This is a genomic window from Plantibacter sp. PA-3-X8, from assembly GCF_003856975.1.
GTDB classification, from domain to species: domain Bacteria; phylum Actinomycetota; class Actinomycetes; order Actinomycetales; family Microbacteriaceae; genus Plantibacter; species Plantibacter auratus.
This window is the reverse complement of the sequence record NZ_CP033107.1, coordinates 2336464-2362362: the sequence shown is the minus strand read 5'-3', so window position 1 is coordinate 2362362 and position 25899 is coordinate 2336464. Positions and strand designations below refer to the sequence as shown.

Here is a 25899-nt window from a genome sequence, read left to right as displayed (position 1 = left end):
CGGCTCACCGGGACGGCCCCGTACCCTGGATGTCATGGCCAGATCCCATCTCACTCTAGCCGCGTTGGCCACCTCGGCCGTCGCCGACCTCCAGGTCCGCGGGTCCGGCGCGCACACCGCCGGCGGCGAGGGGAACTACGACGCGGCCCGTCTCGTGACGGCCGACGGACGCGAGCTCATCGTGCGCATCCCGACCTCACAGCAGGCCGAGACGGAGCAGTCCGCGGACCTCATCGCCCTTCGCGCACTCACGCCCGGTATCCGCAGCAGGTTGCCCTTCGACGCCCCGACCGTCGTGGGCCAACTGCCCGTCGACGGCACTCGCGCCGTGGTGCTCGACTTCGTGGCCGGCAGTCACCTCGACCCGACCGCGCTCGGCCGCGACGAGGTCCTCTCCGACTCGCTCGGTGCCGCGGTCGCCGCGATCCACTCCCTCCCGACGGCCTTCATCGCGGAAGCGGGCCTCCCGCTGCTGTCCACCGAGCTCATCCGGGCGGACGCGCACCGCATCGTGTCCCGCGCCGCCGAGACGAGGCTCCTCCCGACCGCCGTCCGCGAGCGCTGGCAGGCGGCCGTCGAGGACCACTCACTCTGGCAGTTCCAGCCCACCGTCATCCACGGATCCCTCGCCGCCGACCGGGTGCTCGTCATCCGTCAGGACGGCCACGGCCTGGTCAACGGCGTCATCGAGTGGGGCTCGCTGCGGGTCGGCGACCCGGCCCTCGACCTCCACTGGATCGCGACGCTCGGCGCGACCGGCGAGCAGGCGCTGTCCGCCTACGCGGCCTCGTGCTCCCGCGGACCCGACCGCTTCGTCACGCTCCGCGCCCGCCTCTACGCGGAACTCGAGATCGCCCGCTGGCTCCTGCACGGTCGCGACAGCCACGACGAGACCATCGTCGAGGACGCCGTCGCGATGCTCGACGGGCTCGTCGACCGCGTGCTCGGCGACGTGACGGACCCCCTCGGCACCACGACCGGACCCGTCCTCGACGTCGACGAGGTCGAGGACATGCTCGACCGCACGCCGATCGGCTCGTCCTCCCCCGGCATCGCCATGCAGACCGACACCTATGACCGGTCAGAGCTCGAGCGCGCCCTCGGCCGCGATCCCGGCGGCTCGGGCGATGACGACACCGACGACGGTGAGGCCGACGACGATCGCGACCACGCTGGAACCGACGCGGACGCGAACGCCACGGATCAGATCGACACCTCGTCGTTCGAGCTCTGGGACTCGGCGGCCTCCCCGAAGGACCGCTCCCACTCCGACAGGAGCTCCTCCTCCGAGTAGAGGCGTTCCGGCCGGAGCTGCACGTCGTGGCTCACGTAGTAGAGCACGGCGTCGATGCGCTCGGGGTCGACCTCCCGGTGGTGCGCGTACGCCAGACGGTAGAGCGCGAGCTGGAACGAGGCGTTCCGCACGTCCTCCGGCGTCGTGGGTACCGCGCCGGTCTTCCAGTCGACGATCTCGAACCGGTCCCCGCGCTCGAACACCGCGTCGAGCTTGCAGACCACCACCCGTCCGGTGTCGCCGAGCGGCACGTGGATCTCGGTCTCGACCTCGATCGGTCGTACGTCCGCCCATTCCGAGGCGAGGAACCGCTCGGTGAGCTCGTCGAACCCGATCCCCTCCGACGCGTCCGGCCCCGGGCGTTCGACGTCGAGCTCCTCGGGGAGCGCGTCGACCAGCTCCTGCAATCCGAAGCGTCCGTAGTGCGCCTCGACCCACGAATGGAACCGGGTGCCGAGACGGGTCTGCCGGTAGGGCCGCTGCGGGACGGGGCGACGCAGACGTTCGAGTGCGGCCTCCGGTTCCGTGACGAACTCCTTGAACTTGGACGCGGGGATGCGCACGGGGAGTTCACCGCGCGCGGTCGTCGTCGCGGCACGGCGTCGTTCCTCGAGGAGCAGCGTCAGCTCGTTCTCGAGGGGACCGAGGGTCGCCAGCAGCTCGGCCTCGGGCCGTCCGCGCCGCTGGTCGACCTCGGCCGCCGCCCGCTCGACGACGCTCCGACGCGCGCCGAGCGGATCGAGTGGCCAGTCGAGGACCGCAGCACCGGCGTCGACCGGGTTCTCCTCGAAGGCGGAGGCTGCGGGGAGCGGCGCGATGACGCCCGCCGCGGCCAGCTCCAGGAGGTAGGTGCTCGCAGCACGGGGCCGCTTGCGATCGCCCGACCAGAACGAGCCGGTGAGCAGGAGGTCGTGCTTGGCGCGGGTCACCGCCACATACGCGAGCCGGCGTTCCTCGTCGAGCGCGCGTTCGCCGAGCGCCTCCGAGAAGGCGAGCTGAGCGTCGACGACCTCCTTCCGCGTCTCGGCCGTCCGCCAGGCGAACTCCGGCAGCTCCGCCGCGTCGCCTCGAAAGTCGTACGGCAGTGTCCCGAGACGCACCCAGCCTTTACCGTCCTTCGGCTTGGCTGGCAGTTCGTCGACCACGAGCCGCGGGATCGCGACATGATCCCACTCGAGGCCCTTCGAACCGTGGATGGTGAGCAATTGGACCGCACCCTGGTCGGGTGCGTCGCTCGCCGGTCCGAGGTCGTCTCGGGCGAGCGATCGGTCGATCCACGCCAGCAGGCTGCCGAGCGTCACCTGCTCCTCCGCCTGGATGAACGAGATGACCTCGTCGTGGAAGGCCTGCAGTCTGGCCGGAGCGCGCGCCGCGGAGCCGGTCGACTCGTTCGCGACGACCTCGATGTCGAGCCGCAACTCGCGCTCGACCGCTCTGACGAGATCGGGGAGGCCGCTGCCCGCACGACGCCGCAGGGAGGCGAACACCAGTCCGGCCTCCCGGAGACGCGAACGCGCCTCGTCGGTGAACCCTGCGGCGAGGCCCGCCGGCACGCGGTCCGCGGCGATGAAGTCGAGCGCGTCGATGATCGACCGCCCGTCGTCGTCGGCGACCGACTCACGGAGCCGGGCGGCCAGTTCGGCGTCGTACCGCTTCGTCTTCCAGTCGATGGCCTGCAGGTACCGGGCCACCTCCACGAGGTGTCCGAGGTCGTGGACGCCGATCCGCCAGCGAGGCCCGCTTAAGAGTCTGATGAGCGAGGACCCGGCACCGGGATCGTGGATGACCCGCAGTGCCGCCGTCACGTCGACGATCTCCGGCGAGGAGAGCAGACCGCCGAGGCCGAGGATGTGGTGGGGGACGCCGAGCGCCGCGAGGCCGTCGGCGAACTCCTGCATCGGTCGACGCGCCCGGAACAGGATCGCGGCCGAACCGGCCGGATCTCCCCCGCGTTCGGCGAGCAAGCGGTCCGCGCACCACTCGGCGACCACCCGGATCTCCTCGGCACCGGTCTCGGGGAACTCGACGGCGAGGGAGCCGGCCCCGGCGCCGGGCTTCGGCTCGAGGTCGAGGACTCGCAGCTTCCCCGCCGTCTGCGCCTGCTGCTGCAACGGGCGGACGAGGACGTTCGCGGCTTCGAGGACCGTGCGGTCGTTCCGCCAACTCGTGGACAGGTTGAACTGGGTGGCGGCGACCTCCCGACCGAAGTCGCGTGAGAACCGTGCGAGGTTCGCCGCGCTCGCGCCGCGCCAGCCGTAGATGGACTGGTGCGGGTCGCCGACCGCCATGACGGGGTGGTCGGCGAACAGGGTCGACAGCAGTCTGGTCTGCACGACCGAGGTGTCCTGGTACTCGTCGAGCAGGACGACGCCCGCGCGATCACGTGCGACGGCGGCGACCTTCGGTGAACGTTCGCAGGCGGCGAGGGCGAGGGCGACCTGGTCGGAGAACTCCACGAGTCCCTGCCGGCGCTTCTCGTCGGCGTACCGGTGCGCGAGGTCGAGCAGGACCGGCAGGGCACCCACGACCTCGACGGCCTGGTCGATCTGCGCGTAGGCACCGCGACCACCGTCGGGGAGCTCGCCGATGCCGACGAACCGTTCCACGAAGCCGAGCAGCTCCTCGATGGTGCCGTCGATCTCGGCGAGCTCATGGCTCAGCGAGAGGACGAGCTCGGCCACCTGGTCGACGGACTTGCCGAGGGTGGCGAGCCGTTCGTCTCCGTGCCGGACCACGACGCGCCTCGCGAGTCGCCAGGCGGACGCCTCCGACAGCAGCACGGACTCGGGCTCACGGCCCACCAGGAGGGCGTTGTCGCGGAACAGGGCGTTCGCATAGGCGTTGTAGGTGGACACCTCGGGACGGTCGAAGAGCGCGTCGGCCGCGGGATCCAGGATCCCGATGTCCTGCAGGGCCGCGATCCGCTTGCCGATCCGCGCCGCCAGCTCGCCCGCGGCCTTCCTGGTGAAGGTGAGCCCCAGGATCCCGTCGACGCTCACGTGCCGGTTGGCGAGCAGCCACACGACGCGTGACGCCATGGTCTCGGTCTTCCCGCTCCCGGCACCGGCGACGACGAGCACGGGCGCCATGGGGGCCTCGATGACCTCGACCTGCTGCGTCGTCGGTTGTGGGAGGCCGAGCAGGCCGGCGAGCATCTCGGCCGAGTAGGTCTCCTCCGTGCTCACGAGCTCACCGCCGGGATGACGTGGATGGCGCACTCGCCGAACGCGAACGGGTCGTGGCAGTGGGTCCCGACACGGGCCTCGAACACCGCGCCCGCCATGCCGACCGCGTCCGCCAGAACACGCTCGCGGAAGCGCTCGAGGGCTTCGTCGTCGAAGGCGGGCTGGGCCGGGTCGTAGTACTCCTTGCGCTTCGTGCCGGCCGACACGACGATGAGCTTCGCGCCACCGCTCAGCAGCCCCTCCGTACCGGTGATCGCACCGGACGCCAGCGCGAGCTGGTAGGCACCGAGCTGCGCCATGTCGGCGACCTCCCGGTCCTGTCTGGGCGCCGAGCCGCCGGTCTTGAGGTCGGCGATCACGACGCGTCGAGTCCCGTCGGCGTCGGGCACGAGTTCGACGCGGTCGATCGAGCCGCCGAGCACGGCCGCGCCGCCCAATTCACCGATGGGGATGCGGAGGCTGAACCGGCTCTCGTTGCCGATCGAGGTGACTCCTGCGCGCTCCGCGTCGTGGAGGTACGAGGACAGCCGATGGACGAGTTCCGCCGCACGCCGTTTCGTCGCCGCGCCCTCCCAGTCCGCTTCGAAGTGGAGTTCGTCCCAGCGGTCCTCCACCGCCGCCCAGAGCGCGGCCTCGTCGGAGGACTCCGCGTGTTCGAGCGCGGCATGCACGATCGTGCCGAGACCGGAGGCGAACCCGGAGGCACCGCCGCCCAGTCGGGCGATCGCCCAGTGCAGCGGGCACTCCTCGAAGGCCTCCATGCGGGACGGGGAGACCGGCAGCTCCTCGACGGCGGGGTCGTGCAGCGGTGCCGTCGAGCTCGGTGCGGCCACGCCGTACCACTCCTCGGTCGGAGCGCCGGGGACTCCCGCTGTCGCGAGGATGGCCAGGGCCGAGGCGGACGCGGCACGCTCGGCCGGGTCCGCGGGGCGGATCCGGCGGGTGAGCGAGCGACGCAGGGTGCCGACGAGCCCCCGGAGCGACAGGGGTGACAGGGATGCCCGGTGCGGATCGGGTTCTGGGAGCAGCGTGAGGAACGGGCTCGCCTGGTGGTCGTCGTCGACGACCGCGACCACCATGAGCGACCGGTGCGCACGAGAGGTCGCCTGGGCGAAGAGTCGGAGCTCGTCATGGAGGACCGCGCGTCGTGCGTCCGCCGTCGCGGTGGCCGTGCCCTCCAGCAGCTCCACGAGCTCCGAAGCGCCGAGCAGTGAGTCGCGGACCCGCAGGTTGGGCCACACGCCGTCCTGCATGCCGGCGACGACGACCGTGTCGAACGCGGTCCCGACCAGGGCGGCGGGCGTCGCGATCGTGACCGCCTCCCGGCGGCCCGTCGGCGCGAGGGAGTCGTCGCCGACCGTCTGTTCGAGCAGGCGGTCGAGGAAGACGGAGGCCGGGGTGTCGGGCTCCGCCTCGACGAAGGTACGTGCCGCATCGGCCAGCTGGGTGATCGCGTCGAGGTCGCGGTTCGCCTCCTCGGCGGCCTGACCGCTGCCCTTCGACAGCGAGACCCAGGGGCGCTCGAGCCTGCTCCGCGACCAGAGGCCGTAGACGAGCTCCTCGGCCGAAGCGCCCGCCGCCGCCTGCGCGCTCGCCTCGGCAAGGCTGTCGGCGAGTGAGCGGGCGCGGGCGGCGGAGGGCGTCTCGAGTCCGATGAGTGCACCGGGGACGGCGAACGCCTCCTCCAGCAGGCGGTCCGCGCTGCGGTCGAGGCCCTCAGCGAGATCCGCGTGGCGGAGCGCGGCCCGGAGTCGCCTGACCCCGATCGAGTCCAGTCCGCCGAGCGCACTGTGGAGGAGTTCGGTCACGACCTCGGCGTCGAGCGACGTCCGCCCGAGTGCCACCGACATGGCGAGGAGGACCGACCTGACGAACGGGTGGTCGCGCAGCGGTGCTCCGCCGGTGCTCGCCCGGGTGGGCACCTCGAGGGAGGACAAGCCCCGTTCGATCGCCGGGATCAGCCCGCCGCTGCGGACGACCACCGCCATGTCGGCCCACGCGACGCCGTCGAGGACGTGGCGCTCGCGGAGGAAGCGCGCGATGACCGCGATCTGCTCGGCCGGGGAACCGGCCGCCACGGTGACGACGGAGTGTTCGGGCGTCTCCGCGTCATCGACCGGTGATGCGGCCGTGCGGTGGAGTCCGGCACCGGCCGTGCCGATGCGCTCGGCGACGCCGCGGACCGTCGCCCGGATGTCCGGTGTCCCGCGGTGGACCTGCCCGAGGACGAGCGTGTCCACCGGGCGACCGAGCACCTCGGCGAACCGCCCGAGGGCGTCGGCTCGGGCACCGTGGAAGGCACCCGTCGTGAGGTCGGGGTCGCCGAACGCGACGATCGTGACCCCGTGTCGGGCGAGCGCGGCGAACAGCTGCAGGACGCCGTGGGTCGCCTCCTGGGCGTCGTCCACGAAGACCACCCGCAGGCTGCCGAGCACGCCCGTTCCCGGTTCCTGTTCGTCGAGGAGCCGGACGGCGCGGGCGAGGGCCGCCGCGGGCGTGAGGTGTCCGCGCCAGTCGTCGGCGAGGAACCCCTCGATGAAGCCCGCGGACGCGACCCACTCCGGACGCCCGTGCTCCGTACCGAGCCGACGCAGCTCGGCAGGCGCGACGTCGTGTTCGACGCTGCGTTCCATGAGGTTCCGGAGCTCGGTGCGGAACCCCTGCAGGCGCCTGACCTCGGGACCGAGCTCGGCGGGCCACAGCGGACCGGTCGCGTCCTGTTCGTCGCCGAGGAGTCGCTCGGCGATGGTCTGGTCCTGCTCGCCGCCCGTCAGCAACCGCGGTCGTCCTGAACCGGCGAACGCCCCGGAGCCCGCGATGACCTCGAGCGCGAGGGAGATGGCGGTGCGCGCCAGGGATCCGGGTGTGGCGCGCGCGACCCGTGCCTCGAGGCGGTCGCGGAGGACCTGCGCCGACGACCGGGAGGAGGCGATGACGAGCACCTCGTCGGTACGCAGACCGCGCGAGTGCACGCGTTCCGCGACCGCTTCGATGAGCGTCGTGGTCTTGCCCGTGCCGGGAGCCCCGAGCACGACGGCGGACCGGTCGTCCGCGAGCCGCAGCACGGCCTCCTGCGAGTCGTCGACCCGGACGCACGTGCCGACAGCCGGGCCGCCGACGGGCGCGCGGTCCGCGTCACGGACCGCACCCGTCGGATCGTCGGAGGCGTCGGGAACCGTCATGGTCCGCACGTTACCGGAGCCTCCCGACATCGCCGCGACGGCCGACCGGCGTTCCGCTGTTCGCTGACAGCAGCCGACCCGCGCCGGTCGGAGGACCACGACTCCCGTAGTCTTGCCCTACGCAACCGAAAGGCACTCAAGGTGGAAATTCGCATCGGAATCCTCAACAGCCCTCGCGAGATCGGCTTCGAGACCTCGCAGCCGGCGTCGGAGATCGAGCAGGCGGTCAAGACCGCGCTCGAGACGGACGCCAAGCTGCTCGCGCTCAAGGACGACAAGGGCACCAGCTACCTCATCCCGACCGCGGGCATCGGCTACGTCGAGCTCGGAACCGAGGAGTCCCGCCGCATCGGATTCGTCGGCTGACCATGGAACTCCTCTTCGTCGTGCTCGGCGGTGCCATCCTCGGTCTCGCCGTCCGATACCTCCTGCCCGGCCGCGACCAGCACGGGGCCGCGCTCATCCCGGCGGTCGCGACGCTCGTCGCCGCCGTCGTCTGGGTCGCGGCGACGTGGGCCGGCATGGCGTGGGACGGCGGCTGGATCTGGGTGCTCGCCTTCGGCGCGTCCGTCGTCGTGAGTGTGGTGGTCGACCTCGTACTCGTCCGCGTCCGCACTTCGTCGGACGAGGCGATGCTGACCCGCTTGCAGCAGGGCGTCGCCGCCTGACCCGAGGCGCTCGATCGATCGACGCCGTCGCTCCACCCGGAGCGGCGGCGTCGTCGTGTCGGAGGAGACGACCGGTCAGGCCGTGAGCCCGAGCGCGTCCATCCGTCTGGTGTGGTTCGCGATGAGCTCCGTGTAGACCGGTTCGACCCGGGCGTCGTCCGGCAGCGCCTTGCTCTCGGTCACGAGGGCGGACCTGGCGACGAGCATGGTGTCGCCGAGCAACCGACGGCCCCACATCGCGAGCGTCGAAGCGCGCTCGGGATGCGTTGCGATCACCCGGTGCAGGATCCCGACGAGCGGGTCCTCCTCCGGACCGGGGGCGACGATCGCAGCCAGGTCGCGGGCGTCCGCCCCGTCCAGGCCGCGCGCGAGCTGCGCGAAGAACTCGTCGAGGAAGCCCCGCGCCACGAGGACGCCCAGCAGGAGTTCGTCCCAGGTGCCGGTGCGCAGGATCGCCTGGAACTCGTCTCGCGTGCGTGCGTAGGGTTCGAGCACGGCGCCCGGGTCGTCGCTCGTCCGGCGGAGCCAGGCGAGTAGCGCCTGGTGTTTGCGCAGCGCCGTGGCGGCGGCCTCGGCGACCGTCTCCCGATCGGCGTCGTTCGGAGCGTGCTCGACCGCGAACGACAGCGTCATGAAGAACCCGAGCTGCAGTTGCGCCACCTGACCGAGGTAGTCGGCGGTGCTGGGCGCGAGCTCGTGGAGGTCGACGCGGGTCGCCTGGACGGCGTCCTCCCGCGAGCGCAGACGAGGCGTCTGGGTGCCGGGACGCCGACGTCGTGCAAACCAACGAGCCATGCGACCACCCTATCCGCAGCGCGCCGATCGCCGTGTTCCGCGCGCCCAGCGGCCTCTCGGGACGTCCCGGGTAGAATAGCCGTGCCCCGGCGTCGGATCGGGGCCCTACACCTGTGTGCAATCGAAGGTGTAGACCATGACTGCACTGACAGGTATCTCCGTGACTTTCTCTGATCTCGGTGTCGACCAGGACATCGTCGACGCCCTCACGACCAAGGGCATCATCGAACCATTCCCCATCCAGGAGCAGACGATCCCCCTCGGGCTCGCCGGCCAGGACATCATCGGCCAGGCCAAGACGGGCACGGGCAAGACCTTCGGGTTCGGCATCCCGATCGTCCAGCGCCTCGGCCTCGACCCGGCTCCCGGCGTCAAGACCCTCGTGGTCGTCCCGACCCGTGAGCTCGCCGTCCAGGTGTCCGAGGACATCGAGATCCTCATCTCGAACCGGTCGACGACGCTCGTCTCCATCTACGGCGGCAAGGCCTACGAGGGGCAGATCGAGCAGCTGAAGGCCGGCGCCCAGATCGTCGTCGGCACGCCCGGCCGTCTCATCGACCTCAACAACCAGCGCCTCCTCGACCTCTCGGGCATCACCGAGATGGTGCTCGACGAGGCCGACAAGATGCTCGACCTCGGCTTCCTCGCCGACATCGAGAAGCTCTTCTCGAAGACCCCCGCCGCGCGTCACACGATGCTGTTCTCAGCGACCATGCCCGGTCCGATCGTGGCCCTGGCCCGCCGCTTCATGAGCAAGCCGATCCACATCCGCGCGAGCGACCCCGACGAGGGGCTCACGCAGGCCAACATCAAGCACCTCATCTACCGCGCGCACTCGCTCGACAAGGACGAGGTGATCTCGCGCATCCTGCAGGCCGAGGGTCGCGGCAAGACCGTGATCTTCACGCGGACCAAGCGTGCCGCCGCGAAGCTCGTCGAGGAACTGACCGACCGCGGGTTCAACGCCGCGGCGGTGCACGGCGACCTGAACCAGGAGCAGCGCGAGCGGGCGATGGCGTCGTTCAAGGCCGGCAAGCGCGACGTCCTGATCGCCACCGATGTCGCCGCTCGTGGCATCGACGTCGACGACGTCACCCACGTCATCAACCACACGATCCCCGAGGACGAGAAGACGTACCTCCACCGCGTCGGCCGTACCGGTCGCGCCGGGAAGACGGGTATCGCCGTCACGTTCGTCGACTGGGACGACCTCCACAAGTGGGCGCTCATCAACCGCGCCCTCGAGTTCGGTCAGCCGGAACCGACGGAGACCTACTCCTCGAGCCCGCACCTGTTCACCGACCTCGGGATCGCGGAGGGCACGAAGGGCCGGCTGAAGCCCGCCAAGGCCGTCGAGCCCGCCCCGCGGCGCGAGGGTTCGCGGAGCGCAGGCGGACGCGACGGTTCGCGGACCGGCGGCGGACGCGACGGTTCACGGACCAGCGGCGGTCGCGGTGGTGAGCGCGGCGGACGCGGAGGCGACCGCACGCAGCCGACCAGCACCCGGCTCGAGTCCCAGCCGAGCACCCGCGCCCACTCGCGGACGCACGACGCCGCCTCGACCGACACCGTCGACCGCAGCGCGCCCGCAGCAGGCACCCACGACGGCCACGGTCCGGAGCACCGCGACGGCAACAGCGCTCCCCGCCGTCGGAGCCGGACGCGCCGCACCGCTCCCCCGGCTCCCACGGCGTAGGTCCGCCACGCAGAACGCCCGCACCCTTCCGGATGCGGGCGTTCTGCATGTCGCGAGCGCTGCGCTCGGAGCCGGACGCCCCGTGGGCACGTCGACAGGCTCAGTGACCGAGGGAAGTTCGACCGGGACTCCGGACGCGCCGCAGATCAGTCAGGCAGGACGGGTGCCGAGCCGGTGGCCTCGGCCACGATGCGCCGGACCACGTCGATGTCCGTGGTGTTCTCGCCGAGGCGGTTCGGCTTACCGGTCCCGTGATAGTCGCTCGAACCGGTCGCGACGAGGCCCAGCTCGGAGGCGATACGCCGCACGACGACCTTCCCCTCCTCGGTGTTCTCGCGGTGCTCGATCTCGAGCCCGAACAGGCCCGCGTCAGCGAGTTCTCGGAAGTACGGCTCGGGCAGCATCCGGTCGCGGCCAGCCGGGACCGGGTGGGCGATCACGGGGACGCCACCGGCGGCGCGGACGAGCTTGACCGCGGTGAGCGGGTCGGGCGCGTAGTGCGGCGCGTAATACCCGGTGCGCGGATGCAGGATGCCGTCGAAGGCTTCGCCACGGTCGGCCACGATCCCGAGGGCGATGAGGGCGTCGGCGATGTGAGGCCGTCCGACGGTCGCACCTTCGCGGGTCTGCGCGAGGACGTCCGCCCAGGACAGCGGGTAGTCGCCACCGATGCGTGCCACGATGCCTTCGGCCCGCCGGAGCCGGGACTCCCGGATCTTCGCGGTCTCCTGGAGCAGGTCGCCGTTCAACGGATCGATGAGGTACGCGAGCAGGTGCACGCTCCGCCATTCGTAGCGGGTGCTCAGTTCCATTCCGGGGAGCAGGGTGATGCCCTGGCGGCGCGACTCGACGGCCGCCTCGGCCCAACCGGCGGTGGAGTCGTGGTCGGTGAGGGCGATCGTGCCGAGCCCCGCGGCACCGGCAGCGCGCATCAGCTGCGTCGGCGTCTCCGTGCCGTCCGAGACGCTCGAGTGCGTGTGCAGATCGGCGGGGCCGTGCATGTCTCGAGCGCTCACCACGCTTCCACCCTAGTCGCAGGTCCTGCCCCGAGGACTCCCAGACCGCTCGCCTACGCTGACGCGGGTGCTGAAGACCGTCGGTGGCGTCATCGCGGCCGTGCTCGCGATCGCGACCACGGCCCTGCTCGTCGTCGCCGTCCTCCCCGGACTGTTCGGTCTCGAGCAGGCCCAGGTCGTCGTCCAACTGAGCGCGTTCCGCCTCCTCGTGGCGATCGCCGCCGCGGGCGGCGCACTGCTCTGCCTCGTGACGGCGATCCTCGTCCGGGGGTCCCGCCGCGTGCTCCCCGCCATCCTGGCGGTCGTCCTCGCCGCGGTCTCGGTCACCGGCGCCGTCGTCACGGCCAACCGCGGAATCGACGACCAGATGGTCGCCGGAGAGGCGACCGACCTCGCGGATCAGGTCACGGTCCTCACCTGGAACACCCTCGGCGATGCCGTCGACCCCGGAACGATCGCGGCGATCGCGGTGCGTGAGGGCGCCGACGTCGTCTCCCTGCCGGAGACCTCGTCCGACACCGCGGCGGTCGTCGCCGCCGCGATGACCGCCGCCGGACGGCCGATGGTTGCGCATTCGACCGACGCCGACGCAGGAGGGACGAGCCTCCTCATCAGCACCGGACTCGGCGAGTACGCGGTCCGTGCACCGACGGTGACCGGCCCGACCGCCATCGAGCGCTCGGAGACGCTCATCGCCGATCCGGTCCTCGGCCGCGGACCGACCCTCGTCGCGGTCCACACCACGGCCCCACTGCCGAGTCGGCTCGACGACTGGCGTGCGGAGCTCGCCGATCTCGCCGGCCGCTGCACCGACGACGCGGACGTGATCATGGCCGGTGACTTCAACGCGACGCTCGACCACCTCGCCGGGTTGCGCGGCGTCGGCGACCTCGGCGCGTGCCACGACGCCGCGGCGGCCGACGCGGCAGCCGGGCTCGGTACCTGGCCGACCGAGCTCCCGACTGTCCTCGGCGCACCGATCGACCACGTCATGGCGACACCGGGATGGGTCACGGTGTCTGCTCACGTCCTGACCGACGTCGACGGCACGGGCAGTGATCACCGGCCCGTGGTCGCGACGCTGCTCCCCCGCACGGGGAGCTGAGGGTCGGGCGCCTGTCGCGACCGCAGTGCGACAATGGAGGTATGGCGACTTCCGCAGACACATCCAGTTCGAACACCGTCCAGACCGAGGCGACCTCCAACCGGGCGGCCGCCTGGTCCGAGGGCTTCCGCGCCTTCATCGGCACCGGGTGGGCAGACCGCCCCGAGGTCCTGCCGGAGCCGCGGGAGACCGCCGGCCTCGCAGCGGCTCGTCGTGAACGCCTGTCGGCACAGTTCCCCGGTCACCGTCTCGTCCTCCCCGCGGGCGGGATGAAGCAGCGGTCGAACGACACCGACTACCTGTACCGGGCGCACTCCGCCTTCTCCTACTACACCGGCTGGGCGGCCGACACCGAGCCCGACAGCGTCCTCGTGCTCGATCCCGAGGAGTCCGGCCACACCGCGACCCTGTACTTCCGCGAGCGAGCGGGCCGCGACACCGACGAGTTCTACACGAACGCCGCGATCGGTGAGTTCTGGATCGGTGCGCGTCCGTCGCTCGCCCAGGTGGCCGCCGACCTCGCGATCGCGACCGCCGACCTCTCGGCGTTCACCGCCGACGCCGCCGATCTCACGGTCGACGTCGACGACACCCTGACGCGCGCCGTGTCCGAGATGCGCCTCGTGAAGGACGCCTACGAGATCGCGCAGATGCGTCTCGCCGTCGACGCGACCGCGCGCGGCTTCGACGACGTCGTCGCCGAACTCCCGAAGGTCCTCGCGCACGAGCGCGGCGAGCGCATCGTCGAGGGCGTCTTCGCCGGGCGGGCTCGCGCCGACGGGAACGGCGTCGGGTACGAGACCATCGCCGCCGCTGGACCGCACGCCTGCATCCTCCACTGGACGCGCAACGACGGACGGGTCGTCCCGGGTGACCTCATCCTCATCGACGCCGGCGTCGAGCTCGACAGCTACTACACCGCCGACATCACCCGCACGATCCCGGTGTCCGGCACGTTCACCGAAGTCCAGCGACGGGTCTACGAGGCCGTCCGTGAGGCGGCCGACGAGGCCTTCGCCATCGTCCGCCCCGGTATCCGGTTCCGCGAGGTGCACGCGGCCGCGATGGCGGTCATCGCACGCAAGACCGCCGAATGGGGCCTGCTCCCCGTCACCGCCGAGGAAGCGCTCCTGAAGGAGAACGAGCAGCACCGGCGGTACATGGTGCACGGGACGAGCCACCACCTCGGCACCGACGTGCACGACTGCGCCCAGGCCCGCCGCGAGATGTACGCCGACGCCGTGATCGAGCCCGGCATGGTCTTCACGATCGAACCCGGCCTCTACTTCCAGGTCGACGACCTCACGGTCCCCGAGGAGTACCGCGGCATCGGCGTCCGGATCGAGGACGACATCCTCGTCACCGAGGACGGCGCGGAGAACCTGTCGGCCGGCATCCCGCGCACCGCGGACGAGGTCGAGGCCTGGCTCGCGCGCTGAGCCCGTCCGCCGGGCGACGGCTCGGAGCCTGACGCGGCTGGATCAGCCCGCGTCGGTCTCCGGGCCGCGCTCCAGGAGGTTGCGTGCGCGGTTCGCGAGCTCACCGCCGACGATGAGGTCGTAGCGCGTCGCCACGACGAGCGTGGCCGAGGTGTACTCCTGCCGCTTGCGGGTCACCGAGTACGACACGATGCCGAACAGCATGCCGAACGCGGCACCCATGAGCACCGCGGCTCCGAGCAGCATGAGGTTCGTCTCGGGATTGAAGATGACGAGGACGAGCCCGAGGAACAGTCCCAGCCAGGCACCGCTGACCGCACCGGCTCCCGCAGCACGGCCGTAGCTGAGGCGACCGGTGACGCGTTCGACGCTCTTGAGATCACTGCCGACGATCGAGATCTCCTTGACCGGGAAATCGGTGTGGGCGAGCGACGAGATCGCGGCCTGCGCGGACTCGTAACTCTCGTAGCTGGCCACCGTCTCGCCTCGCGGGATGACGCCGAGCGCCGGGGCGCCCTTCCGGCCGAACTGTCGCGGATCACTCATGCCTCCATCCTCTCACCCCGCCCCGAGCGGGCACTCCAGGCCGACCACCGGCGGGTAGGTTAGTAGTCGTGAGTGCAACCAGAGTGTTCGTCGCCAGGCTCGCCGGGTGCACCGTCTTCGACCCCGCGGGCGATCGTGTCGGCAAGGTCAGGGACGTGCTCGTCGTCTACCGCACCGGCAAACCCCCGCGGGTCGTCGGCCTCATCGTCGAGATCCCCGGGAAACGCCGTGTGTTCGTGTCGATCGGCCGCGTGACGAGCATCGGCGCCGGGCAGATCATCACCACGGGACTCATCAACGTCCGCCGGTTCGAGCAGCGCGGTGGCGAGGTGCGCGTGATCGCCGAACTCTTCGGCCGACGCGTCGTCTTCCGCGCCACCGGTGAGGAGGCGACGATCGAGGACGTCGCCATCGAGGAGCAGGGCCCCGGCGAGTGGCAGGTGTCGCAGCTGTTCGTCCGCCGCCCGAAGACCACCGCCTCCCCCTTCGTGAAGGGCCCGACCACCTTCGCCACCTGGAACGAGCTGCGCGAGGAGCAGGAGCTCGGCGAGGCCCAGTCCGCCGAGCAGCTCATCGCGACCTACGCCGACCTGAAACCGGCCGACCTCGCGAACACGCTCCTCGACCTCCCGCGCGACCGGATGATCGAGGTCGCGGAGGAGCTGTCTGACGACCGCCTCGCGGACGTGCTCGAGGAGATGCCAGAGACGGACCAGGTCCAGATCCTCGCCCAGCTCGACGACGACCGCGCAGCCGACGTCCTCGATCAGATGCAGCCGGACGACGCGGCCGACCTCATCGCCCAGCTCCCCGAGGACCGCGGTGAGCACCTCCTCGAGCTCATGGAGCCGGAGGAGGCGGAGGACGTCCGCATGCTCCTCCGGTTCGACCCGGAGACCGCGGGTGGCCTCATGACGACCGAGCCGATCATCCTCTCCGCCGACGCCACCGTCGCGGAGGCCCTCGCGTCGATCCGACGCTCCGAGCTGGCACCGGCGCTGGCGGCCGGCGTCTGCATCACCCTGCCGCCGTACGAGTCACCGACGGGACGCTTCCTCGGGATGGTGCACTTCCAGCGCATGCTCCGCTACCCGCCGCACGAGCGCCTCGGGACCCTGCTCGATCAGAGCCTCGATCCGGTGGGCGTGCGGACCTCCGCCGCCGAGGTCTCGCGGATCCTCGCGAGCTACAACCTCGTCCAGGTACCCGTCGTCGACGAACAGCACCGGCTCCTGGGGGTCGTGACGATCGACGACGTCCTCGACTACCTGCTCCCGGACGACTGGCGCAGCATCGACGAGAACGATGAACTCCCGGCGTCGGAACAGCGGCTCGGATCGAACGGAAGGAGGGCAGGTCGTGGCACGAGCACCCCGCAATGAGGTCCGGCTCGACGCTCCGAAGGGGCTTCGGAGTTCCGTCCGTTCCATCCGCCGCGCCCCGGCCTCGCGCGACCGCTTCGGCCGGTTCACCGAGTGGATCGCCCGGGCGATGGGCACGCCGTGGTTCCTCCTCGGCCTCACCCTCTTCGTCATCCTGTGGATCGCCTGGAACACCTACGGTCCACTCGCCCTCCGGTTCGACTCCGTCGACATCGGCTTCGTGGCCCTGACCCTCGTGCTGTCGCTCCAGGCCTCGTACGCCGCTCCGCTCATCCTGCTCGCCCAGAACCGCCAGGACGACCGCGACCGCGTGCAGATCGAGCAGGACCGGCAGCGGTCCGAACGCAACCTCGCCGACACCGAGTACCTCGCCCGTGAGGTCGTCGCGCTGCGACTGGCCCTCAAGGACATGGCCTCGAAGGACTTCATCCGCGCCGAACTGCGCTCCCTCCTCGAGGAACTCGATCGGGATCGCACGGACCAGCCCGAACACGACGGGCCCGAGCGCCGGCGTGGCTGACGCCGGCGCGGCTGACACCGGCGCGGCTGACACCGGCCTCGCCGAGCGGATCAGGACCGCGCTCGCCCGAGTCATCGACCCGGAGATCCGCAAACCGATCACCGAACTCGACATGGTCGGCCCGATCACGGTGGACGACACCGGTGCCGCCGACGTCACCATCAAGCTCACGATCGTCGGCTGCCCGGCAGCGGCGAGCATCGAGCGCGACGTGCGTGAGGCCACCGCGGCGACCCCCGGGGTGACGAGCGTCGCGGTCGACGTCCAGGTGATGACGACGGCGGAGCGTCAGGCACTCACGGAGCGCCTGCGTGGCGGCCGCAGCGCCCGCGGCATCCCGTTCGGCCCGGACTCACTGACCCGCGTGTACGCCGTCACAAGCGGCAAGGGCGGTGTCGGGAAGTCGACGGTGACCGCGAACCTGGCCGTCGCACTCGCCGCCAGCGGCCTGCGGGTCGGCCTGGTCGACGCGGACGTCCACGGGTTCTCCATCCCGGGGCTCCTCGGACTGGTCGAGAACGGCTTGGCCGTCAAACCGACGCAGGTCGGCGACATGATCCTGCCGCCCGTCGCCCACGGTGTGAAGGTCGTCTCGATCGGCATGTTCATCGACGCACCGACGGACGGCACCACCGCCGTCGCCGTCGCCTGGCGCGGACCGATGCTCCACCGCACCATCCAGCAGTTCCTGACCGACGTGTTCTTCGGCGACCTCGACGTGCTGCTCCTCGACCTCCCGCCCGGCACCGGGGACGTCGCCATCTCCATCGGCCAGCTGCTCCCCCACGCCGAGGTGCTCGTCGTCACGACACCGCAGCCGGCCGCCGCCGAGGTGGCCGAGCGCAGCGGCGTGGTGGCGCGCCAGACCGGGCAGCGCGTCCACGGCGTCATCGAGAACATGGCGGGTCTCCCCCAGCCCGACGGCAGCGTCCTGCAGCTGTTCGGCTCAGGGGGTGGCGAGGCGCTCGCGGCGCGGCTGTCGATCGGCCAGGACGCCCCGGTACCGCTCCTCGCCTCGGTCCCGCTCAGCGTTCCGCTTCGGGAGGGCGGGGACGCCGGGCTGCCGATCGTCCTCTCGGATCCGACGGATCCCGCGGCTGCCGAGATCCTCCGGCTGGCCGGTCAGCTCGCTGCGAGACCTCGTGGCCTCGCCGGTCGTCGTCTCGGCGTCAGCACGAGCTGAGCCGTCCGGGTCGGACGTGCGCGACCGAAGCGGACTCAGGTGGCTTCGAGGTCGAACGGGGGCGCGGCGGTCTCTCCGGCGGCGAGTCGGCGCAGGCGCTCGTCGGTCGCCGCCTGGATCGACTTCGGCTTCTCGAGCGATGGGACGGCTGCATCGGCGGCCGCGGCTGCGGGAGCCGCGTCGAGCGGAGCGGTCGTCGCGACCGTCGGCGTCACCGGAGGCTCGTCGTCGAGGAGCGCCTCGCGGATGATGCGTCTCGGATCGTACTGACGCGGGTCGAGCTTCTTCCAGTCGACCTCGTCGAACTCCGGTCCCATCTCCTCGCGCATCCGGTCCTTGGCGCCGGAGGCGAGGTCGCGGAGGGTGCGGACGAGTCGCGCCAGTTGCGAGGCGTAGTACGGCAGCCGTTCCGGACCCAGCAGGAACACGGCGATGACCCCGATGATGAGGAGTTTGTCGAAGGTCAGACCGAACACGACATCAGACTACCGCGCGAGCCTCAGCTGTCGGAGCAGTTGCAGGCCATACGCTGGGATCCGGAGGCAAGGTGTCAGAACACAATCTCAACTGGAAGTACGCGGGCGACGTCGTCGTCGAGAGCGCGGCGATGCTCACGGCGCGCGCTCACGCGCACGAACTGGGCGTCGAACCGATCTCCCCGGCGATCGGCGCGCAGATCGCGGTGGTGGCCGCGGCTACCCGCGCGGAGTCCATCGTCGAGGTGGGCACCGGCACCGGCGTCTCCGGGCTCTGGCTGCTCCGCGGCGCCACGAGCGCGGTGCTGACGTCCATCGACACCGAGATCGTGCACCAGCAGCAGGCACGCGCGGCGTTCACGGAGGCCGGCATCACGACCAACCGCATCCGCCTCATCACCGGCAGCGCGCTCGACGTCCTGCCGCGGATGAACGAGAACTCCTACGACCTCGTCCTCGTCGACGGCGACCCGGGATCGGTCATCGAGTACGTCGAGCACGGACTCCGTCTGGTGCGTCCCGGTGGCACCGTGCTCGTCCCGCACGCGCTTTGGCGGGGCCGCGTGGCCGATCCGGCTCAGCGGGACGAGACCACAGGCCTCTTCCGCTCGCTCGTCCAGGAGATCTCCGCGTCAGACGCGGTCGTCAGCGCCCTGTCCCCGGCCGGCGACGGCCTCCTGCAGATCACCAAACCGAACCTCTGAGCCCTCCCCGCACGACGACGAACCGGCCGCCATCCTGACTCTGTGAGCAGTGATGGCGGCCGGTTCTCGGCTCATGCGGCGTCGGTGACGGGGATCAGCCCGCGCTCACCACACCCGCGAGTGCATCATGCAGTTCTTGAGCCTCTGCGTCGTTGACCGACACGACGAGACGCCCTCCCCCTTCAAGAGGCACTCGCACGATGATGAGCCGACCCTCCTTCACGGCCTCCATTGGCCCGTCTCCGGTGCGTGGCTTCATTGCGGCCATGCGAGTCCCCTCTCGTTATTCGACTGACCCCCATTATCTCGTATCACGGGGGCTCGTGATAATCCTGGGCGCGGCGAGGCGCAGGATGACGCCCGATCCGCGCTCAGGGAATGGTCCAATACGCGTTCGCGAGGCCGTACATGACGAAGATCCAACACCATTGCAACGCCAGCGAGACGATGACGACGCCACCGCGGTACCAGCGGTTCCGTGGGACGGCGACCGCACCGAGGAGCGGGAAGACCGGTACGAGCAGCCGGAAGACACTCGTCTGCGGGAAGAACACCGCGAAGAGGTACAGGAGGTAGGACCCCACCCACAACCGGAGGTCGGCACCGAGCCGGCGCACCGGTGGGAGGAACAGGAGCACGACGGAGCCGACGAAGATCGCGGCGACGACGGCGATGCCCGGACCATCCCCGAACCAGAACTGGCCGCCCTGGATCCAGGCCGAGAACGGGACGAGGGGCTGCTCCCCGATGAAGGCGGCCCGCCACGCCAGCTCCGTCTCGAGGTACGCCTCCGGCGTCCCGGTGACGAGACCGGCGATGACCATCCACGCGAATCCGGCGAGGGCAGCGAGGGCCCCGCCCGCGAGGATGAGGACGACCTCCCGGCGCGCGAGCGGGTCGCGGTGTCGCGTGACGATACGCACGATGAGATGGAGGCCCAGCAGGAGCGAGAAGGCCAGGACTCCGGGGCGGGTGAACGCCATGACCGGGATGACGGCGAGGAGCCAGCCGTACCGGCGCGTCACGAGCAGGAGCAGTGCGAGCGTCAGCAGCAGCAGGAACATCGATTCCGCATAGGCGACCTGGAACAGGGCGCTGAGCGGGGCGATGCAGAACAGCACGACGGCGAACATCGCCCGTTCATCGCCGAGGCGGATGCGCAGGAGCCGGTGGAACAGCAGGGCCGCCCCCAAGCCGCAGCACAGCGAGACGATGACGGCCATGACCGGCCACGGCAGGAAGGTGACGACCGAGAGCGCCTTCACGACCCCCGGATAGACCGGCATGAACGCCCACGCGTTCTCCGCGACCCGGCCGGCGTCGTCGAGCGGCAGCTGGGTCGGGTAGCCGTACGTCGCGATCCACCAGTACCACTGTCCGTCCCAGCCGGCGGCGAGCGTGCCGAGCGAGGGGAACGCGCCGAACCGGGAGTCCGGCGCCTGCAGCAGACTCGCGACCGCGAACATCGCGGTCGTCACCAGGCGCGACACCACGTACACGATGGTGATCCGCCCCCACCAGGGCAGGCGGGCCCAGCGCCGGAGCATCGACGGCCGCTCCTCGACCTCGGTCGAGTGGGCCGCGTCAGCGACCATCGGGCCCGGTCAGCCAGGCGCGGAGCCCGCGCTCGCAGTCCTGGATGTGTGCGAGCGGGACGCGCTCGTCGTCGGCATGGGCGAGGAGCGGGTCACCCGGTCCGTAGTTGACGGCGGGGACGCCGAGTGCGGAGAAGCGTGCGACGTCCGTCCATCCGTACTTCGGGGCCGGTGTGCCGCCGACCGCGGCCAGGAAGTCCTGGGCGATCGGCGCGTCGAGCCCGGGACGAGCGCCCTCCGCGACGTCCGTCTGCACGACCTCGAAGCCGGAGAAGAGCTCCTCGAGGTGGGCGAGCGCCTCGGCACCCGTCCGGCTCGGAGCGAAGCGGTAGTTCACCTCGACGGTGACCAAGTCCGGGATCACGTTCCCGGCGACGCCGCCGGTGATCCCGACCGCGTTGACGCCCTCCCGGTAGACGAGCCCGTCGACCTCGACCTCCCGTGGCGTGTACGAGGCGAGCGTCGCGAGGACCGGTGAGATCGCGTGGATCGCGTTGACGCCGACCCAGCTCCTGGCCGCATGCGAGCGCTTGCCGTGGGCGCTCACGTGGACGCGGAGCGTTCCGTTGCAGCCACCCTCGACGCCGGCGTTGCTCGGCTCGCCGAGGATCGCGAAGTCACCGACGAAGAGGTCGGGACGGTTCCGCGCGAGACGCCCGAGGCCGTTGAGGTCGGATGCGACCTCCTCGTTGTCGTACCACATCCAGGTGATGTCGACGATGGGATCGGCGAGCTCAGCCGCGAGCTTCAGCTGGACCGCGACGCCGCCCTTCATGTCGACCGTCCCTCGACCCCAGAGCACCGCCTCGCCGTCGCGCTCCTCGAACCGGGTCGGGACGTTTCCGTTGATCGGGACGGTGTCGATGTGGCCGGCGATGATGACCCGCTGTGCACGTCCGAGCGAAGTGGAAGCGACCACCGTGTCGCCGTCGCGCACGATCGTCAGGTGCTCGAGACCCTCGAGCGACGCCTCGATCGCGTCGGCGATGCGGGCTTCATCCCCCGAGACGGAGGCGATGTCGCACAGCTGCTGGGTGAGTTCCACCGAGGAGACGGACAGGTCGAGTACGGGGACTTCGGCTGGCATGGCACCAGTGTATTGGCCGTCGACCTGAGTGTTGGCCGGTACCCTGGAGCCATGACCGCTGCGCCTGCCGAGACCCCTGTTCCGACTCACGCCTGGGGCTCCGGCCTCGCGACCATCGCCGCCGACGGCACCGTGCTCGACACCTGGTTCCCCGAGCCCTCGCTCGGACGGATCCCCGAGGGCCGCGACCGCTGGATCGCCCCCGCAGACCTCGAGGCCCTCGCGACCGACGACGAGCGCCGGGCCGTCCGCATCGACATCGTCACGGTCGAGATCGAGCTGCAGGCCGCTCCGCAGAGCACCCCGGACGCCTACCTGCGGCTGCACCTGCTCAGCCACCTGCTCGTCCAGCCGAACACGATCTCGCTCGACGGTGTCTTCGCGCACCTCCCCATCGTCGTCTGGACCAACGCCGGCCCCGTCCACCCCGCGGACTTCGACCGCCTCCGACCGTCGCTCCTCCGCGCCGGCATCCACGCGACCGGCATCGACAAGTTCCCGAGACTCCTCGACTACGTGACGCCCGACAAGGTCCGGATCGCCGACGCCTCGCGCGTCCGGCTCGGCGCCCACCTGGCACCGGGCACCACCGTCATGCACGAGGGCTTCGTCAACTTCAACGCCGGGACCCTCGGCGCATCGATGGTCGAAGGACGCATCTCGCAGGGCGTCGTCGTCGGTGACGGCAGCGACATCGGGGGTGGTGCGTCGATCATGGGGACGCTCTCCGGCGGCGGGACGCAGCGGGTGGCGATCGGTCAGCGCGCCCTCCTCGGCGCCAACTCCGGCATCGGCATCTCGATCGGCGACGACTCGGTGGTCGAGGCGGGTCTCTACGTGACTGCGGGCACCAAGGTCGTCCTCGCGGGTGCTGCGGCCACGGCCGAAGGCGCGCCGCGCACGGTCAAGGCGGTCGAGCTGTCGGGTGTCCCGAACCTCCTGTTCCGTCGGAACTCACTCACCGGTGCCGTCGAGGTGCTCCCCCGCTCGGGCTCGGGCGTCGAGCTGAACGCGGCACTGCACGCCTGACCCGGCCTCCCGGGACGCAGAACGGCCCCGCATCCGAGGTGGATGCGGGGCCGCCCTTCGACAGGCTCAGGAACCGCCCTTCGACAGGCTCAGGAACCGACAGGATTAGCGCGTCGGGAAGGGACGCTCGGGCGAACCCGTGTACAGCTGCTGCGGGCGCCCGATCTTGGTCTGCGGGTCGAGGTTCATCTCACGCCAGTGGGCGATCCACCCGGGCAGGCGTCCGATGGCGAAGAGCACCGTGAACATCCGCGTCGGGAAGCCCATCGCCTTGTAGATGACGCCGGTGTAGAAGTCGACGTTCGGGTAGAGCTTGCGCTCCTTGAAGTAGTCGTCCTCCAGGGCGATCTGCTCGAGCTCCTGAGCCAGGTCGAGCAGCGGGTCGTTGATGCCGAGCGCCCGGAGCACCTCGCCGGCGCTCTCCTTGACGAGCTTGGCGCGCGGGTCGTAGTTCTTGTAGACGCGGTGCCCGAAGCCCATGAGCTTCACGCCGTCTTCTTTGTTCTTCACGCGGTCGACGAAGCGCTGCACGCCCTCGCCGGACTCCTGGATCCGGCCGAGCATCTGCAGGACAGCTTCGTTCGCGCCACCGTGCAGCGGACCCGACAGGGCGTTGATACCGGCGGACACGGAGGCGTAGAGGTTCGCTCCGGTGGAGCCGACGAGGCGGACCGTGGAGGTCGAGGCGTTCTGCTCGTGGTCCTCGTGCAGGATGAGCAGGAGGTCGAGCGCCTTCGACAGGACGGGATCGATCTCGTACGGCTCGGCGAGGTTGCCGAAGTTCAGCTTGAGGAAGTTGTCGACGAAGCTCAGCGAGTTGTCGGGGTAGAGGAACGCCTGCCCGACCGACTTCTTGTGCGCGTAGGCGGCGATCACCGGGAGCTTTGCGAGCATGCGGACCGTCGTGAGCTCGACGTGGTCGGGATCGTGCGGATTGGCGTCCGACTCGTAGTAGGTCGACATGGCCTGCAGGGCGCTCGACAGGACAGCCATCGGGTGCGCCGTGTGCGGGAGCGCCGAGAAGAACCGCTTGAGGTCCTCGTGGAGGAGCGTGTGGCGCCGGATCTTCTCGTCGAATCCGCCGAGTTCGTCGGTCGTCGGGAGTTCACCGTGGATGAGCAGCCAGGCGACCTCGAGGAAGGTCGACTGCTTGGCGAGCTGCTCGATCGGGTAGCCGCGGTAGCGCAGGATGCCCTGGTCGCCGTCGATGTACGTGATCGCCGACTTGGTCGCCGCTGTGTTGACGAACCCGTAGTCGAGCGTGGTCAGGCCGGTCTGCCGCGTGAGCGAGGAGATGTCGATACTCGACGCGCCCTGGGCTGACTGGTGGATCGGGAATTCGGCCGTTCCGCCGGGGTAGTTCAGGGTGACCTGCTGCGTCTCGGTGGAAGCCTGTTTCTCGACGTCGCCCACGGCGCCTCCTCATATCTTTGTGCGATAGGGACTCGACATCGCCCTCCGATACGACGGCGTGTCACATACAGCCTAATCGGCTTCGGACCCTACTGCTGTTTCCCACAGTGATCCGGCGACTTCCTTGGAGTTCACCCCGAAATCGGGCGGAGTCCCCGAAGTCGGGCCGCGGCGGCCGCGATGCGCTCGTCGGTGGCGGTCAGGGAGAGCCGCACGTGTTGCGGTCCGGCCTCGCCGTAGAACACCCCTGGACCCGCCAGGACACCGATCGACGCCAGGCGGTCGATACTCACCCAGGCGTCCTGGCCTTCGGTGATCCACAGGTACAGTCCCGCCTCGCTGCGGTCGACCCGGAACCCGGCCTCACGGACGGCCGGGAGCAGCACCTCGCGTCGGGCGCGGTAGCGGGCCTTCTGCTCCGCCACGTGGGCGTCGTCGCCGAGCGCCGCGACCATGGCGGCCTGCAGCGGGGCCGGCAGCATGAGACCCGCGTGCTTCCGGACGGTGACCAGCCGACGCACCAGGCGCTCGTCGCCCGCGAGGAACGCGGCACGGTATCCGGCCAGGTTGGACTGCTTGCTCAGGGAGTAGATCGCGAGGACACCCTCGGTGTCGCCGTCGGTCACGCGGGGATCGAGCACGGACGGGGTCGGGGTGTCGGACCACTCCCCCTCCCAGCCGAGTTCCGCGTAGCATTCATCGCCCACGAGGACGGCGCCGAGTTCGCGGGCTCTGGCTCGGGCTGCGCGCAGCTCGTCGACCGACAGGACACGACCGTCGGGGTTGCCGGGGGAATTCAGCCAGACCAGCCGGGTGCTCTCCGGCCATTCGGACGGATCGTCGGAGGCGAACGCCTCGGCTCCCGCGATCGCCGCGCCGACCGCGTACGTCGGATAGGCGGCCACCGGGTGGACCACGGTGTCGCCGGCGCCCAGGCCGAGGAGGAAGGCGAGCAGCGCGACGAGTTCCTTCGAGCCGATCGTCGGGAGGACGGCGTCGAGACTGAGCCCCTCGACACCACGACGGCGCGCGAACCAGTCGACGATCGCCTGCCGGAGTTCGGGCGTCCCGATCGTGGTCGGGTACGCATGTGCGTCCGTGGACGCCCGGAGCGCATCCCGGATGAGGCCGGGAGTCGGATCGACCGGCGAACCGATCGAGAGGTCGACGATGCCGTCGGGGTGGCGACGGGCCTGCTCCGCATACGGGACCATGAGGTCCCAGGGGTAGTCGGGCAGCGGCTGCAGTGCCACGCGACTACTCGTGGGCTTGTGGCGGCAGCGCGGCGATGAGCGGGTGGTCCGAGGGGATCACGCCGACCTTCGCGGCCCCACCCGGGGAACCGATCTCGTCGAAGAACTCGACATTGGCCTTGTAGTAGTCCGCCCACTCCTCGGGAAGGTCGTCCTCGTAGTAGATGGCCTCCACCGGGCAGACCGGCTCGCACGCACCGCAGTCGACGCATTCGTCGGGGTGGATGTAGAGCGACCGTTCACCCTCGTAGATGCAGTCGACGGGGCATTCGTCGATGCAGGCGCGGTCCTTCACATCGACGCACGGCAGGGCGATCACGTAGGTCACGGG

General features: G+C 70.6%; 23 protein-coding genes. 11 read left to right on the top strand and 12 right to left on the bottom strand.

Annotated elements, in window-relative coordinates:
- The first annotated feature begins 34 nt into the window (after positions 1 to 34).
- A complete protein-coding gene (locus EAO79_RS11195; protein WP_079705554.1) occupies positions 35 to 1294 on the top strand; it encodes a phosphotransferase in 1260 nt (419 codons plus the stop codon).
- Here the strand turns inward: EAO79_RS11195 and EAO79_RS11190 are convergent.
- Together EAO79_RS11190 and EAO79_RS11185 are read right to left on the bottom strand one after the other, a co-directional pair.
- Positions 1204 to 4512: an ATP-dependent DNA helicase gene (locus EAO79_RS11190; protein WP_241160857.1), complete on the bottom strand. Its 3309-nt coding sequence runs from the start codon at positions 4510 to 4512 to the stop codon at positions 1204 to 1206. The genes EAO79_RS11195 and EAO79_RS11190 overlap by 91 nt on opposite strands.
- Complete coding sequence (locus tag EAO79_RS11185; protein ID WP_124769022.1) at positions 4476 to 7661, bottom strand: UrvD/REP family ATP-dependent DNA helicase; 3186 nt, start codon at positions 7659 to 7661, stop codon at positions 4476 to 4478. Before EAO79_RS11185 ends, EAO79_RS11190 begins: the two co-directional genes overlap by 37 nt.
- A gap of 141 nt (positions 7662 to 7802) precedes the next feature.
- On the opposite strand from EAO79_RS11185, the gene EAO79_RS11180 reads away from it, so the two are divergent.
- Entirely contained in the window at positions 7803 to 8027 is a 225-nt protein-coding gene (locus EAO79_RS11180) for a DUF3107 domain-containing protein (RefSeq protein ID WP_064296179.1), read from the top strand.
- 2 nt (positions 8028 to 8029) lie between these two features.
- Positions 8030 to 8329: a hypothetical protein gene (locus EAO79_RS11175; protein WP_079705552.1), complete on the top strand. Its 300-nt coding sequence runs from the start codon at positions 8030 to 8032 to the stop codon at positions 8327 to 8329.
- 75 nt (positions 8330 to 8404) lie between these two features.
- Here EAO79_RS11175 and EAO79_RS11170 read toward each other — a convergent pair whose 3' ends face one another.
- Positions 8405 to 9124 (bottom strand): ferritin-like fold-containing protein, encoded by a 720-nt coding sequence (locus EAO79_RS11170; protein ID WP_079705551.1) that lies wholly within the window; start codon positions 9122 to 9124, stop codon positions 8405 to 8407.
- 136 nt (positions 9125 to 9260) lie between these two features.
- On the opposite strand from EAO79_RS11170, the gene EAO79_RS11165 reads away from it, so the two are divergent.
- Positions 9261 to 10820 (top strand): DEAD/DEAH box helicase, encoded by a 1560-nt coding sequence (locus tag EAO79_RS11165; protein WP_192005224.1) that lies wholly within the window; start codon positions 9261 to 9263, stop codon positions 10818 to 10820.
- 146 nt (positions 10821 to 10966) lie between these two features.
- Here the strand turns inward: EAO79_RS11165 and EAO79_RS11160 are convergent, their stop codons facing one another.
- The gene (locus tag EAO79_RS11160; RefSeq protein WP_079705549.1) at positions 10967 to 11821 is read right to left on the bottom strand and encodes a PHP domain-containing protein; all 855 of its coding nucleotides are present in this window, start codon (positions 11819 to 11821) and stop codon (positions 10967 to 10969) included.
- Positions 11822 to 11903: 82 nt separating this feature from the next.
- Between EAO79_RS11160 and EAO79_RS11155 the strand changes: the two genes are divergently transcribed.
- Entirely contained in the window at positions 11904 to 12941 is a 1038-nt protein-coding gene (locus EAO79_RS11155) for an endonuclease/exonuclease/phosphatase family protein (RefSeq protein WP_124769021.1), read from the top strand.
- A gap of 41 nt (positions 12942 to 12982) precedes the next feature.
- A complete protein-coding gene (locus EAO79_RS11150) occupies positions 12983 to 14380 on the top strand; it encodes an aminopeptidase P family protein (RefSeq protein WP_079705547.1) in 1398 nt (465 codons plus the stop codon).
- Between the two features lie 42 nt (positions 14381 to 14422).
- On the opposite strand, the gene EAO79_RS11145 is transcribed toward EAO79_RS11150, so the two are convergent.
- On the bottom strand, positions 14423 to 14926 hold the full coding sequence (locus EAO79_RS11145; protein ID WP_079705546.1) for a general stress protein: 504 nt from the start codon (positions 14924 to 14926) through the stop codon (positions 14423 to 14425).
- A gap of 68 nt (positions 14927 to 14994) precedes the next feature.
- Here EAO79_RS11145 and EAO79_RS11140 point away from each other — a divergent pair, with 68 nt between their 5' ends.
- Genes EAO79_RS11140 through EAO79_RS11130 form a run of 3 tightly spaced genes read left to right on the top strand, consistent with a single transcriptional unit; the run spans position 14995 to position 18011 of the window.
- Positions 14995 to 16308: a magnesium transporter MgtE N-terminal domain-containing protein gene (locus tag EAO79_RS11140; protein WP_124769020.1), complete on the top strand. Its 1314-nt coding sequence runs from the start codon at positions 14995 to 14997 to the stop codon at positions 16306 to 16308.
- On the top strand, positions 16286 to 16828 hold the full coding sequence (locus EAO79_RS11135) for a DUF1003 domain-containing protein (RefSeq protein ID WP_071261025.1): 543 nt from the start codon (positions 16286 to 16288) through the stop codon (positions 16826 to 16828). The genes EAO79_RS11140 and EAO79_RS11135 overlap by 23 nt, the downstream gene beginning before the upstream one ends.
- A complete protein-coding gene (locus EAO79_RS11130; RefSeq protein ID WP_240043920.1) occupies positions 16821 to 18011 on the top strand; it encodes an Mrp/NBP35 family ATP-binding protein in 1191 nt (396 codons plus the stop codon). The genes EAO79_RS11135 and EAO79_RS11130 overlap by 8 nt, the downstream gene beginning before the upstream one ends.
- Before the next feature lie 35 nt (positions 18012 to 18046).
- Here the strand turns inward: EAO79_RS11130 and EAO79_RS11125 are convergent, their stop codons facing one another.
- Positions 18047 to 18487, bottom strand: a complete 441-nt coding sequence (locus EAO79_RS11125) for a Sec-independent protein translocase TatB (protein WP_124769019.1) — start codon at positions 18485 to 18487, stop codon at positions 18047 to 18049.
- Between the two features lie 71 nt (positions 18488 to 18558).
- Between EAO79_RS11125 and EAO79_RS11120 the strand changes: the two genes are divergently transcribed.
- Positions 18559 to 19191 carry an O-methyltransferase gene (locus EAO79_RS11120; protein ID WP_064296167.1) on the top strand — a complete coding sequence of 211 codons (633 nt, stop codon included), beginning with the start codon at positions 18559 to 18561 and terminating at the stop codon, positions 19189 to 19191.
- A 94-nt stretch (positions 19192 to 19285) separates the two neighbouring features.
- Here EAO79_RS11120 and EAO79_RS11115 read toward each other — a convergent pair whose 3' ends face one another.
- The 3 genes from EAO79_RS11115 to dapE form a co-directional block, all read right to left on the bottom strand.
- A complete protein-coding gene (locus tag EAO79_RS11115; protein WP_079002123.1) occupies positions 19286 to 19459 on the bottom strand; it encodes a DUF3117 domain-containing protein in 174 nt (57 codons plus the stop codon).
- Positions 19460 to 19562: 103 nt separating this feature from the next.
- Positions 19563 to 20786, bottom strand: a complete 1224-nt coding sequence (locus EAO79_RS11110; protein WP_240043921.1) for a hypothetical protein — start codon at positions 20784 to 20786, stop codon at positions 19563 to 19565.
- Positions 20776 to 21873, bottom strand: coding sequence for a succinyl-diaminopimelate desuccinylase (gene dapE / locus EAO79_RS11105; RefSeq protein ID WP_124769018.1), 1098 nt, complete (start codon positions 21871 to 21873; stop codon positions 20776 to 20778). Before dapE ends, EAO79_RS11110 begins: the two co-directional genes overlap by 11 nt.
- Before the next feature lie 51 nt (positions 21874 to 21924).
- On the opposite strand from dapE, the gene dapD reads away from it, so the two are divergent.
- Positions 21925 to 22902, top strand: coding sequence for a 2,3,4,5-tetrahydropyridine-2,6-dicarboxylate N-succinyltransferase (dapD, locus tag EAO79_RS11100; RefSeq protein WP_071261031.1), 978 nt, complete (start codon positions 21925 to 21927; stop codon positions 22900 to 22902).
- Positions 22903 to 23007: 105 nt separating this feature from the next.
- Here dapD and EAO79_RS11095 read toward each other — a convergent pair whose 3' ends face one another.
- The 3 genes from EAO79_RS11095 to fdxA all read right to left on the bottom strand — a co-directional run bounded on the left by EAO79_RS11095 (position 23008) and on the right by fdxA (position 25896).
- Entirely contained in the window at positions 23008 to 24267 is a 1260-nt protein-coding gene (locus EAO79_RS11095) for a citrate synthase (protein ID WP_241161050.1), read from the bottom strand.
- Between the two features lie 179 nt (positions 24268 to 24446).
- The gene (gene dapC / locus EAO79_RS11090) at positions 24447 to 25568 is read right to left on the bottom strand and encodes a succinyldiaminopimelate transaminase (RefSeq protein WP_124769016.1); all 1122 of its coding nucleotides are present in this window, start codon (positions 25566 to 25568) and stop codon (positions 24447 to 24449) included.
- Between the two features lie 4 nt (positions 25569 to 25572).
- On the bottom strand, positions 25573 to 25896 hold the full coding sequence (gene fdxA / locus EAO79_RS11085; protein ID WP_079705538.1) for a ferredoxin: 324 nt from the start codon (positions 25894 to 25896) through the stop codon (positions 25573 to 25575).
- Between the last annotated feature and the right edge of the window lie 3 nt (positions 25897 to 25899).